Source organism: Methanobrevibacter sp. (genome assembly GCF_017468685.1).
Taxonomy (GTDB): domain Archaea; phylum Methanobacteriota; class Methanobacteria; order Methanobacteriales; family Methanobacteriaceae; genus Methanocatella.
The window spans coordinates 1-12747 of record NZ_JAFUHT010000023.1; the positions used below are offsets into that span (position 1 = coordinate 1).

The 12747-nt window shown below is 31.6% G+C and carries 16 protein-coding genes; 3 read left to right on the top strand and 13 right to left on the bottom strand.

Going from position 1 to position 12747, the window contains the following annotated elements; genetic code table 11:
* Nucleotides 1-171: 171 nt before the first annotated feature.
* From IJ258_RS03270 to IJ258_RS03295, 6 genes are all read right to left on the bottom strand, one after another.
* Nucleotides 172-960 carry a hypothetical protein gene (locus tag IJ258_RS03270; RefSeq protein WP_292802848.1) on the bottom strand — a complete coding sequence of 263 codons (789 nt, stop codon included), beginning with the start codon at nucleotides 958-960 and terminating at the stop codon, nucleotides 172-174.
* A gap of 1067 nt (nucleotides 961-2027) precedes the next feature.
* Entirely contained in the window at nucleotides 2028-2234 is a 207-nt protein-coding gene (locus IJ258_RS03275; protein WP_292802851.1) for a hypothetical protein, read from the bottom strand.
* 14 nt (nucleotides 2235-2248) lie between these two features.
* On the bottom strand, nucleotides 2249-2488 hold the full coding sequence (locus IJ258_RS03280) for a hypothetical protein (protein WP_292802854.1): 240 nt from the start codon (nucleotides 2486-2488) through the stop codon (nucleotides 2249-2251).
* A 16-nt stretch (nucleotides 2489-2504) separates the two neighbouring features.
* Entirely contained in the window at nucleotides 2505-2948 is a 444-nt protein-coding gene (locus IJ258_RS03285) for a hypothetical protein (protein WP_292802857.1), read from the bottom strand.
* 571 nt (nucleotides 2949-3519) lie between these two features.
* Nucleotides 3520-3678, bottom strand: a complete 159-nt coding sequence (locus IJ258_RS03290) for a hypothetical protein (protein ID WP_292802860.1) — start codon at nucleotides 3676-3678, stop codon at nucleotides 3520-3522.
* A gap of 6 nt (nucleotides 3679-3684) precedes the next feature.
* Nucleotides 3685-4527, bottom strand: a complete 843-nt coding sequence (locus tag IJ258_RS03295; protein ID WP_292802863.1) for a DUF6398 domain-containing protein — start codon at nucleotides 4525-4527, stop codon at nucleotides 3685-3687.
* Nucleotides 4528-5079: 552 nt separating this feature from the next.
* Here IJ258_RS03295 and IJ258_RS03300 point away from each other — a divergent pair.
* Both IJ258_RS03300 and IJ258_RS03305 read left to right on the top strand, forming a co-directional pair.
* Nucleotides 5080-5226, top strand: a complete 147-nt coding sequence (locus IJ258_RS03300) for a hypothetical protein (RefSeq protein ID WP_292802866.1) — start codon at nucleotides 5080-5082, stop codon at nucleotides 5224-5226.
* Nucleotides 5227-5254: 28 nt separating this feature from the next.
* Nucleotides 5255-5419, top strand: a complete 165-nt coding sequence (locus IJ258_RS03305; RefSeq protein WP_292802869.1) for a hypothetical protein — start codon at nucleotides 5255-5257, stop codon at nucleotides 5417-5419.
* 65 nt (nucleotides 5420-5484) lie between these two features.
* Here IJ258_RS03305 and IJ258_RS03310 read toward each other — a convergent pair whose 3' ends face one another.
* The 6 genes from IJ258_RS03310 to IJ258_RS03335 all read right to left on the bottom strand — a co-directional run bounded on the left by IJ258_RS03310 (nucleotide 5485) and on the right by IJ258_RS03335 (nucleotide 12030).
* Nucleotides 5485-6777: a hypothetical protein gene (locus IJ258_RS03310; protein WP_292802872.1), complete on the bottom strand. Its 1293-nt coding sequence runs from the start codon at nucleotides 6775-6777 to the stop codon at nucleotides 5485-5487.
* A gap of 1 nt (nucleotide 6778) precedes the next feature.
* Nucleotides 6779-8467: a hypothetical protein gene (locus IJ258_RS03315; protein WP_292802875.1), complete on the bottom strand. Its 1689-nt coding sequence runs from the start codon at nucleotides 8465-8467 to the stop codon at nucleotides 6779-6781.
* A gap of 842 nt (nucleotides 8468-9309) precedes the next feature.
* Nucleotides 9310-9606, bottom strand: coding sequence for a hypothetical protein (locus tag IJ258_RS03320; RefSeq protein WP_292802877.1), 297 nt, complete (start codon nucleotides 9604-9606; stop codon nucleotides 9310-9312).
* Entirely contained in the window at nucleotides 9603-10316 is a 714-nt protein-coding gene (locus tag IJ258_RS03325) for an ImmA/IrrE family metallo-endopeptidase (RefSeq protein WP_292802880.1), read from the bottom strand. Before IJ258_RS03325 ends, IJ258_RS03320 begins: the two co-directional genes overlap by 4 nt.
* Nucleotides 10317-10640: a helix-turn-helix domain-containing protein gene (locus IJ258_RS03330; protein WP_292802883.1), complete on the bottom strand. Its 324-nt coding sequence runs from the start codon at nucleotides 10638-10640 to the stop codon at nucleotides 10317-10319. It lies immediately after the preceding gene.
* Between the two features lie 331 nt (nucleotides 10641-10971).
* On the bottom strand, nucleotides 10972-12030 hold the full coding sequence (locus tag IJ258_RS03335; RefSeq protein WP_292802886.1) for a M48 family metallopeptidase: 1059 nt from the start codon (nucleotides 12028-12030) through the stop codon (nucleotides 10972-10974).
* 259 nt (nucleotides 12031-12289) lie between these two features.
* Here IJ258_RS03335 and IJ258_RS03340 point away from each other — a divergent pair, with 259 nt between their 5' ends.
* Entirely contained in the window at nucleotides 12290-12451 is a 162-nt protein-coding gene (locus IJ258_RS03340) for a hypothetical protein (RefSeq protein ID WP_292802890.1), read from the top strand.
* Between the two features lie 10 nt (nucleotides 12452-12461).
* Here IJ258_RS03340 and IJ258_RS03345 read toward each other — a convergent pair.
* The coding region (locus IJ258_RS03345; protein ID WP_292802893.1) for a hypothetical protein at nucleotides 12462-12747 on the bottom strand (286 nt) is incomplete at its 5' end.

A 12747-nucleotide genomic window follows, 5' to 3' on the forward strand; every position in this document is an offset into this window, starting at 1 on the left:
AATTCTCCTATCAGCATTTTCCAAACTTTCCCTAAAACCATCAAAAGGAGAAAATCCATCAATAACTTCAGAAGAAGTATTATTATCCATCATATCCATCAACCATCAATATTTTAAACACAAAATAAAAATTAAGCAAAAAAAATGAAAAAAAGAATATTCAATCAAACTCTATTTTCCATAAATCTGATTTTCCAATTCCTTAATTCTAGCCTCAAGCTCAGAGTTCTCTGCTTCAAGCTCAGAATTCTCCGCTTCAAGCTCAGAGTTCTCTGCTTCAAGCTCAGAAATCCTAGAATTTTCCTCTTCCAATTCCGCAATTCTCCTATCAGCATTTTCCAAACTTTCCCTAAAACCATCAAAAGGAGAAAATCCATCAATAACTTCAGAAGAAGTATTATTATCCATCATATCCATCAACCTCCTAAATTCATCTTCATCATCAAAATATGCATCAATCATCAATACAATAACAGAATACAGAATTAATCCTATTTTAAAATCCAAATCCATTGAAATTTTAATGTAGAGATTAACTACTCTTTCAGTCAGCTCACAAGCATGATTTCGAGGTGCAAAAAGCACTATCACGCCGAGATTTAATGCATTTTCTCTTGACAAGTACTCATTACTATTAATTATCCCCTCCACCATATTTAACCTTTTATATATGTTATCCTCACTAAGGTCAAGGAAATATGGCTTTGTAATGTCTGAAGGTGAGCGGATGAGCTCATTTACAGATTTAGAGGGACTTATATTACAAGCCACACAGATTAATGTCGGCAAATGTTCATCAACAACCAGTTGAGTATCATAGTCACCGAATTTGTCCAACTTTTCATCGCCAACTGGTTTTGACTGATGTTCAAATGCAACTGCAACCCTTTCAAACAGTAATTCAAAGTCCGGATCTGCAATATATGCAGCATCCATCTCACCACCAGTGCCATCTTTCAAATGCACCATCCGATTAATCTTTTTTACAAAAAAAACCAGGTACCCCCATAATAGTCGTATATTCTGCAGGTGCCCCATTGAACAGGATACTATGACCCTTGTCAAAATGTTTTGAATATATTCGTTCTCTCATATCATTACCCCTATTTAAACAATGTTATGGTTTTAAACTCAGACAAATGAGTTTTGGATGAAGTACTTAATCCACATCATACTTTGTAAGCGATTTATAATATAAATTTTCAAAGTGCGAAAAAGCACAAAATCACAAAAACATCTGCGCTGAAAAGAGTTAATGTAAAAATGATATTACGTATATTTCTTTAAGAAAAATACGGCCTCAGAAGCCCCGGAAAAACAAAAGACATTGCAGCTAGTTTGTGACAAATATCATGAAAATCATGTGATTTCCATAAAAACATTCATGACCTTATGTTAATGTTAACTCTTTATTTTTAAAATAAGATAAAAAAAATGCATGTTAAATAGAAAAAATGTAAGATTAATAATTAAACCAAACATTTTCTCTTTTCAATAGTGTTTTATACGATTTTTCATAAGAATACAAATTAATATTATCCAGCTTAAAACAAAACGTTTAAACCAAATAATAATCCGTTTAATTTACATTCTATTAGGTTACATTTTAAATTCAGTAAATTGTTTGCACAGACGATGTTAATCGTCGAAAAAACTGGGAAAAACCATTAAAAGCTTTTCCAATTAAAAGTTTAGATTCGAACCTATATAAATATAATGATTAACATTAACATCGACATTAGCTATTCAAAATTTCATTTCCAAATCGCTTTGATTAGGTTGGAAACTAATTTATATTGAAAACACGGCAGTTAATGTTAATTAAATCTGGATAAGTAGCTTTAAATTATTAACATTATGTTAATGGAAACATGACTTATATATGATGTTTTAGCATTTAAAATGAAATTTATCAAAATAAAGAATTTTTTAAAGTAATCTACTTTTATTTCCAATTGTATAATTGGTCCAGTTTATGTTGGATTTCTTTTTCGATTTTTGATTTTTCATGAATGTTTAGAAAAACATCATCCCCGTGATTTGTTTTCTTGTATCTGATTAGTTTGTCTTTGTATAATTTTTTTAATCCTGTATTGATTTCTTTGCAGGGATGTTGTGATAGTTTGTTGCAGATATTGGATTTTGGAGTGTGTCTTTTTTGCCAGTAATTGTTCCTGTATAAAAAATATAATATATCTGCTCGATTCTGCTTCCTTTTCTTCGTCCAGAGCCATACAAACCACCTAAATTATTTTAAGTGTTGATCCAGCAATTCTTTTAATTTGAAAGCTGCAGTTCTGTTTAATATTATTTGAGTATCCGATTCGTTTAGTATTTCTATGTTTTCCCCATCAGATGTTAAGCGTTTATTGAATAGTATTAACCTTACTTCTTCATTGTCTGCTCCAACACCTACAGATGAGGCATAAATTAATTCGGAATCAGGATCAATTATTATGTTTTTATTTATTTGAATGTTTTCGTTCATGCTAAACCCTCCAAAATTATACTAGCAATACATAGTTTTCATTTACTTCTTCAATGTAAATTCCGTAGCCTTCCTGTGTTAGAATTTCATTTTCCAGTTGTATTAAATCTACATCAGGACTGCTTTCATCAAAAATCTCATCCAATTCATCATCAGTTATTTCATCGTATGATTCATCTGCATAGTTCATTGCTTCTTCAATTGCTATTTTATTCAGCTCATCAAGAAACCTGTTTAAGTTTACTACAATCGGTGATTGTAAATTTAGGTGATATTTTGAATTTGAGTTTCTTATTATCAATTGTTTATCTGTTAAATCGTCAATGAATTTGTTTAATGTGATTCTAGAAATTTCAGCACCAACTGCAATTTGCAGTTTGGATAATTCGGCAAAAGGATTCATCAGCAAGTAATCAATTACTTTTATTTGAGGATAATCACCTAAGATTTCATCTAACATAAATAAAACACCTCTGTATATTAAATATACAATCAGTCATTTAAATAATTTGCTATTGTATATAAAATATCCAATCATAAATTTATAAAAACTCATATTGTGAAACAGAAGCCAAAATATTCACAAAAATTAATACCAATACATAAAATAAGTTTATCTACAATTAATGAATTTCTAAAAAAATAAGGGCCTGATAAATGGAATTGCAGAATTTAAATCTGCAACTCACCTATAGGAGAAAAAACAAACGAGATTTAAAAAGTCTATTTTTAACATTGCTAAGGTTAATTGTCAATATTGACCAGCTGAAACAGTTAAGTTTCAACCACCCAATAATCCAATATGACATTAACCCGTTTGTTTCTAGATGATTTGTCTCTAATGTTGTATGTGCTGTCGAAGATACAGCATTTCAGTAGAACATATGTTAAACTAAAATAATCGAAAAACTATTAAGTTTTTCTAATAATAAATTGAATTTTAATATATTTAAAGTTTACTGAAAATTAAACGCGTAGAGCCCTCAAAACTAATATCAAAGTGCATTCAGATTTATTGATGCAAAAGAATACTAAATTTTCAGTATTTCACTGATTTTGGTGTTTTCAACTATCAGGTCTGCATTTTTAGAAAATACCTTGTCCTGACTGACAAAAACCAAATCATCCGTACTGTTTTTCAGGGCCACATCATTGTCCAAGAGCACATGAAAAGAATATTTATGATACAAATACCCTCAGTACATGTAAAATATGGACCAGTAGTCAATATTTTCATGATTTTTGAATATCTTCTCAATCATATCCCGTGAAATCAGAAATCCGTCACTTTCAGGATTGATTATTACGCCATCAAAATCTGGATTGTCCAAATAGTTTATCACATTACAGAAAGGCCATGTAAACAACTCAACATCCTTAAAATCATTCATGAAATTACGGCATTCGTCAGTGCTTGTGAAAAGCGGAACCCTGAATTTGTTTAAACCCAAAGACTGAATCAGGCTTTGATTTTGGGATTTGATATTAACGAAAAAAGTCTTTCTAAGCAGTTTTATCAGCTCCTCATCATTATGAAAATCCTGATAAAATTCCAAAAACAGCCTTATCAATTCATCGTTTTTTAAATCATTGACATCATCAGGCCGTTTTGATGCAATAAGTGGTCTGACCTCATTTAACAATCTTATTCGCTTTAAATCCTCATCTGATTTTGGAATGTCCATACTCAAGACAAACTCGGTTGAAAACTCTTCATCGCCAAGTCTAAGTTCAAGGAGTCTTCTGATGTCACGTGACTTGAGGGTTGCATTGGCTCTGCTCACACCAAAATAGTGACAGAGCATATCCTGAGTCATGAATGGATCAAATGACCTGTCAAAAAGAAAGTTCAACTGTCCCACGGCAAGAGCTATGGCGCAGGCCCAGCTTTCAGTTTTATCCCTTCCGATTGAAAAATCATCCCTTTGTGAAAGCTTTTCCACCATCCTGATGTTTAGAGTCTTGAATTCCTCATTCAAGCAATCGTCACAGAATTCAGTTAGCATTTCGACTAGTTGCCTTTGCTTTTCATCTTCCATAATAATAGTTTATTTCAGATTATTAAATACTTTGGCCATAAGTTGAAGAATGAATAATGATATCATAACAAATATTCCTATCATAATATTGACTCAATCATCAATTAAATTAAATGAAAAGAATTTTCAATTTATATGTGAAGAGCACTTTCGCATTAACTGCAATGTTTTTGAAAATAACTTTCCTTTAAAACCTTGATATATATGCAATGCTTTTAAAACAAGTTTTTCACATGACAGTGTCGGTCGTTAAAGTTAATATTTAGCCAAAGCAAGCTTTTCCAAAGACAAAATGAAATTCCGCTTCTACACAGCACTCTTTGACCATGTCAAATCAAATCCAAAAAACCCATAGAAGTCCATGTTTTAAGCACAGCTGAAAAAATGAAGATAAAATGATACAATGTAAGTTCTAAGGCCCGTTTTTCAATATACATCCACACCCTCAAAAACATTGATGTAGATAAACTTATAAATAGAAGAAATACCAAAATAGGAACTAACCAAAAGCTTAGAAGTAAAAATTTACTCATGATAAGTTTGCTTTGCTTCATGAAGTCTGAAAAGACTGTTGAAAATAATATATTGGACTCAGCAGTCAAAATAACCAACATCCATGATTTGGATGATGATATTAGCCAATTCATAAAAGGAATAGTCTTGATGCTGTGTGACAAGTTCTCGAAGTCGAATCCTTGAATAAAGAATATCAAACATTGGTGAAAACATGAACATAATAGAAGAATATGCAGAAAGAGTAGCAAAAATGAAAGTGGATGAAAGTAACAAAAAAATCGTAATTAATCTGAAAAAAGAAGGATTAAAAATTGAAGATATTGCAAGAATCGTAAATGTAAGTTTGGATTTTGTTGAAAAAACACTATCCAAATAACATCCTTATCAAATTAAAGTAAACCGAATAATCAATCCTTGAATTAAATCTTTTTTATAATTATCCTACCCTCCGCTAAATCCATAAACCACTGCAAAGTCAAATGCTGATTCTTTAAATTCAAATGATTCCTTAACATTGTCAAATGCAATTTTTACCAGATGTTTTGAGCTTTCCTCATCATAGCCAGGATAAGCTTCCATAAGACAAATTATTACATCCCTAATATACTCAGCAAGTGATTTGTAATCCTTAAATTCACTGCATCCATTTACATACTCGCCATCATATTCGCCAATTTCAATATCTTTTAAGTATTCCTCTATTTTGTCAAACCTCTTTTCCAGTTCAGTTCTTAATTTTAAAGATTTTTTATAATGCTCACTTTGTTCATAGCCGATATCATGTTCTTTAACAAGTGAGTCAATGTTATCCAGTGCATTAAATTCATTAGGCTTGTAATATAATATTTTATCATACATATTGACTGCTTGAATGTAATTGTCTGATTCAATTAGCTGATCTGCTTTATTATTTAAAGCATCAATTAGATTATCAATTTCAAACCAGTACCTGTCAAAATCTTCAACAAGATTTAATCCTTTTTCATAACATCCGATAGCTCCGTCAATATCTTTTAAACCCCACAGCAATGTTTCAGCTTTTTTGAAATGGAACCTGAAATTACCAGGATACAATTTTATGGCATGCCTACAGTATCTTAATATTTCTTCATCATCATCTAGGAAATGAATTTTATATCCAAGTGCAATCTCATTATCCTCATCAATTTTAAATATCTCATCACAGACTGTTAGAATTTCTTCAAAAAAACCTCCCCTATTCAGGTAGCGACATCTATTTAATAAATAGTCCACTAATTCATCTTCGGATAAACCCTCATCATACTCATGAATCTTAGAGTATTTTCCGCAATTAATCAGTGCCTCTGTGAAAGTGTAATCTGCAATATCACAAGATTTGAAAAATTCATATGCCTCATCAGTTCTATTTAAATTAATTAAACTTTCAATCTTGTTTATTTTAAGCCAATAGTAATCATTGATTTTCAAACCTTCCTCACAGTACTTTAAAGCTTTTTTGAATTCATTTTTGCCGGAATATGCCATTGCCTTTGCGTTATAAGCATGATAATTATCAGGATATAATCTCTGAATTTGGTCTGCAACTTCAAAAACCATATGATACTGGCGCCAATCGCAATAAACATATAATTTATAGGTAAGGGCAGTTTCATTGCTTTTATCTTGTTTTAATATTTGATTGCAGGCCCAGCTCAACCTTGAATAATCATGTTCACCATATGCCTTTTCACATTCCTTTAATAATTCCTGCATTTTAATCCAACCACGGTTTGTATTTCAGGTATTCTGTATACTCCCAATCTATTAAATCTTCGTTTTTACAAAGTCGTCTTATTTCATCCCTAAGTTCCATCAGTGCTCTTCCAAACAGGTTTTCATTATCATCTGAATCATAAATTAGAGGTTCATCACCAGTTTCCAATAGCTTTTTTCTTAACTCTTCATCCTGCATGATTTTAAAGTAGCTTGCATTAAGCAATACTGAGTATTCATAAATTCTCCAGGTTTTTTCTTCATCACTTGTATATTCGATATCTTTTAAATCATTTTTATTGGATTTTTCAAAATATAAGGCTTTTGAAAGCAGTAATGCATGCTCAATGGATTTGAAGGTGAATGTATCTGAGGTGAAATCCTTCTCATCAGTTAGGGTTATGAATTCGTTAACTTTGATTCCTTCATCAGCATGCGGATATTTAGGTTTTCCATCCTCATTCCAGAAAAATCCTATTGGGGCAAACGGCCTATACGGACTTTCAAATAAGTTGATCTCCCAGTACCTTGGCCTTGGGAATAATTTATCGAATTCCTCACCATAATAGGGCATGTTCATTACATAGTTTTCACCAGCACCCATTCTCCAGCCTATTGTTGCTAGAGAGAGTTGCGGATAAACCAGCCATCTTGGGGCGGCGTATTTACCCTCATCGCAGTATTCCTTCATGCATTTCCAATCATCAAAGCCGACCAGCCGGATAAATCCTTCACATGGCTCATAGAGATAGTCAAGATCAGTTAAATGACCTATGAATTCGCCGAATTCCCTATCATCAAAACCTCCCAATTCATTTTTAAGAGTTTCCAATGATTTTATGGCAATATGAGATCCTATTTTGAGTTTTGAAGTCAGCTCTTTTATTTTATATTCGATATAGTCAGTTAACCTGTAGTCCTCACATTCAATATGAAGCCCCATACATCCCAAATCAAATTCACTGCCACAGTCTTTGCAGTGATATCCAGGAGGATTTGGAGGCAAACAGCAGCCTGCCAAAAATATTTCATCTCTTTCAGACTGTTCAAGCATTTCCGGTAAAGGATATCCCCATACTATTGGAATAAGCTTGCCTCCGCATTCAGGACAGGTGCGAATGTCTGATTTTGATTTGATTTTGTAAATCCATGAAATATAATACTCACCAATTTCGCATGTATTCTTCTGTTTGATTTTATCAACGATTGACTCGAACCCATCCAGATCCTCTTCAATACAATACCTTAAAGTTTCACGGTATTTACCCACATCAATCATTAAATCTACAATTTCAATAATTCCCGGTGCGTTTTCATAACATTCAATTGCCTCATCAATCAAGTCAAGTTTCAATAAAGCCTTGATTTTGTTTTCCCACAGCCAGTCAAAGTTTTTAATCTTTAAGCCTTCATCACAGCATTTCAGGGACTTTTCATACTCTCCCAAATCATAATATGCCATTGAAAGGTTATTTTTGAGATAATAGTTTTTGGGATATTTTTCAACTCCCCTTTCAAGGGTTTCAAGTGCCTCATCAGGATTTCCTAAAAATATTTGAGAGATTGTCTTATATCCTATTGCACTCTGATTTTCAGGATTATTTTCAAGTATTTCATCACATTTTTTTAATAATCCCCTAAAGTCTTGTCTTTCATACAGTTTGTCACATTCATTTAGCTGATTCATCATATCACAACCTTAAACTGAATTAAACTCATCATGAACTTTTTGACATTGACTTGAAATGCTTAAAGTTAAAGATGGTGAGGTTATACACAAAGTATTAACAGTTTTTTGTAATTATGTTTTAGTAAGTCATCATTTATAAAGTTTGTTGTTATATTGTGTATAAATCAATTTTAATTACATGAATATGATTTAAAAGTGTTAGTAAATTTCAAGTTTAAATGAAATTGATAAAAAAAGAAAGGCCATTAAAATGACCTAATTTAAAAATATCTTTCATTCAAGTCATTATCAGCAATTTCATTATCGTTTGCTAATCTGACTGTATGCTGTGGAATTTCATCATCGGGAAATCCGTATACTCAATTCCCCGCGATAGTTTTATAAATAAATGCCATTACAATCACCTATTTAATTAAATAGTTAATCTTCATCGTATTTAAATGTTAATCATGAATTTTTAAAATTCAAAAAAGTTAAAAATATATTCAATATACTCCTCTAAGATAATTTTATACTTAACTGCCAATAATCAAAATAAAGTTCAATATATGAATATTTTGAAGAAATTCCTTGTTAAAATGACGATGATCTCAAATTAAATATTTAGAATATGGTGTTTGGATGTCTTTTCAAATAATCGGAAAAAGATGCTTCAGTTAAATATCTTTTTTGATTAAGCATTTTACTCCAAATAGCATTACCTTCCTTTTCACTAATAATTTGACAATTAAATGCTTTAACAAGTATATCTCCAGTGTTGATTCTAGTTAAATTGAATCGTTTGACTGCATCATCAATATCTCTTGTATTATTGCTAGCTAAAATACCCTCATTTTCTACAGCTAATGCAATAGCTGCTGCTTCACCATCCCAATTTTCCTTCCTGTAAACTCACCTTTGCAAAGTTTTAAGAAAAGATTATAACTGTCAGCTTCAATGTCAAAATCCCTAATTTCCAAAAATCCTTCATAATGCAAATCATCGACCCGTTTTTTCAGTATGGCTACACAAGAAAATTCGTCATATACTTCATAGGGGATTATTACTTTCTTGAACAATTTTTTTAGTATTGAAACATCATCAATACTGATAAAACAGCTAAGACAATCCGTATCATAGAAAATTTCTTTGTCACTCATAAATCCTCCAGATTATATACCAAATCACTTAGATATGACTGTATTAAATATTCTTCTCTTTTTCCATTTGAAATCAGGTCTTTTTCATATACATCTTCAACCAAACGCACATAATTGCCTATAGTGTAATTCTTATCAATATATGGTTCATATAATCCTGAATCATATCCTCTATGCTGGGCATTATATTTAATATTAGGCTTGAAAGCATTAAACTCATCAAATGTGATGTCCCCACCCGTTTTTAGCCTGTAAAGGAGTGCCTCATGGGAAATTTGGAAATACTGTTCACAATCGATAATGGAATCCAAATCCCATTTTTCTATATGATTCTGTTTTTTATATGAGTATAGTGCATTAGTTGGAATCAATAGGAATGATGCAAACTGATTAGCGTTTTTTTCAACCTCATCATTGCTATTCAAATTGCATATTGTGAATGTTGTATCCTCATAAAACAAATGATATAATTCATGGGCTGCGGTGAATACCTGTCTTCCTTTAGGGTGTTTTGAATTGATAAACATAATTAGCTGTGAATCAACTTTACAGCATGCCCCACTAATTTTTTCATCCATTTCAAGAAAAACTATTGTCAGATTTTTTAGTTTACTTGTAATCATCGGAAAAAAATCTAAAGGAGTATCATGATTTAATCCAATATCCAATCTGAATTCAATGGCTAATTGATTAAGTTTATATAAATTCATTTAATCACCATTTAACTCATTTAATTCTTTAAGATTTCTTATTATCCTATTCATATTTGCCAAGGAATCCAGATCCAAATCTTTTGAAGAACGAAATTTAAATTTCTCTTTGGAATATTCTCCTATTCCACTTAATATATATTCTTTTGGGCAATTATAAAGTTCACATAATTTATTTAGTGAAGAAGATTTTAATTTCCTATCATTATTTTCCAATTTAGCAATTTGTGTTTGTTTAAATCCTAAATATTCAGCAACTTGTTGTTGAGTAAAATTATGCATTTTTCTCAATTTTTTTATCCTATCACCAATTTGTTCAACCATATTAATCACCAACTACTACAAACAATAATATTTTGGAATAAAGAATATATAAATATTTGTATAATAATATTCCAAAATTGATTTTAACTCATAAAAAAATAGAAAGTTGATACATAGAGTAATTAAATATTCATCGACATTGAATTAGTATCTTTAAATCATGGACTACAATCACATAATCCCCTTGTTTTCAGTTTTTGAATAATATACAAAATTGTTCAGTTTAAAAATTCAATCAGTTCATTTCCCTACCTACTTTAACCATACTCACCTAATAAGCTCTAAAAAGAATTAGTGATTGACCAGTTAATAAGGCCAATCCCAAATAACCCTAAACCAATTCCATTATCGGCTTGGAAGTGAAATCATTGCATCCTGCAATTTTTGGAGCTATCTTTTTCATCTGATTTATTCTTTTTTCATCTGTCGGATGTGTTGAGAAGAAATCATTCTTATGAGCTCCTCCACTCATTCGTGCCCAGAATGCCGGAACGTTTGAAACATCATATCCTGCCATATGGATTATCATCATTCCAAGTTTATCTGCTTCAAGTTCCTGATCCCTGCCCCACGGCTTCATTAAAAAATAATGGGATCCCACATCAGCCACATTGGTTGCTATTCTTGCAGCAGCTGCAGCTTCACCATATCCTGCCAGGCTCAGAGCAATGCTTCCTATTTTTGCACCGGTTCTCAGGCGGTTTTTAGATTTCTGTGCACTGGCCAATGTCCTTGAGTGGTCCAATAGTGAATGTGCCATTTCATGGCCTAAAATGAATGCCAATTCCTCTTCAGTACCGATAACTGAATACAATCCTGAAAACACTACAATCTTTCCACCGGGCATGCAGAACGCATTTACCGCATCCCTTGCAATCAGATGGAAATCCCAACCGTAATATCTTTGTGTGAAGTCGCTTCTGCCGATTGCTTTTAAGTAGCTTTCAACTGAATCTATTAACTTTTCGCTGACATTAACCATCAGCTGTCCGTGTTCACTATCATCCAATACCTGTGACTGGCTTATGACCTGATAGTATTCATTAGCGGAATTTTTCAGAAATTCATCATCATTGACTCTGTTGTGATGCTTTTTGCCTGTAAATGGGTTGAATTTTCTCCTTCCACTGTCGGTTAATGAAAATCCGAATGGGAAGTAATGGTTTTTAGCCAATAATCCTCCGCCGATTAAAGCAAGAAATATTCCTGACGCAATACCGTTTGGCTGAAATATTACTCTCACACCAGTAGCGAACAGAAACAATGCCAGCCTGTTTTTTCCAAACACCAATGCCCCTATAATTATCAGGAAAAATCCTGCAGGAGCAAAAAATGATGCTATAAATCCGATTATCAATAGAATTATTCCAATAGTTTCTCTTATCTCCATGATATTTTCTCCTAAATTGTTTGATTTCATAAATATTGACGGCACCGTATTAACCTAGGTCAAAGATATTTTGTTATTAACTTGTTAATAAATATTGTTATTATTTTGTGTGTAAATTCGTTCAGTACTGTAAAAGAAAAAATTGTTTAAACCCGATAAATTAAAATGTAAAAAACATGCATGAAAATAATCAAAAAATATATCTTACCTGAAACAAAATAGAAATATTAGAAATTAAAAAGATTTAGAAGGTGAAAGAATGGATTTAGCAACAATGTTGAGAATAGTTAATGTATTATTGTTGGTGATAATTGCAGCACTACTGTTTGTCAATAGAAAAGCAGAAAAGCAAACCCTCCCAAGATTAGCATTCCTTATTCTGTTAATAATGTTTATAATGCAATTATTCATATTTAGATGAATTTTCATTTTTACCTTAATTTTTCAATAATCAAACGGTTTTCAATTTCATAGGCAAACGCTTCCTGGCACAAAACATCATTGTTTTTGTAAAACCATTTGCTGAATTCATCTACAGGTGATTTTTCACAAGCAAAAATTGTGATTAAAATCTCATCATACACTCTTTTTTTATATACTGATTTAACAGTTGTCACATAAAGGCTTTCAGCATCTAATTTGTCAAAGAGATCCTCTAAAAGGTCATCAATTTCTATTAAAATCAATTCATCATCTACAAATTTGTAAAGTGGAATG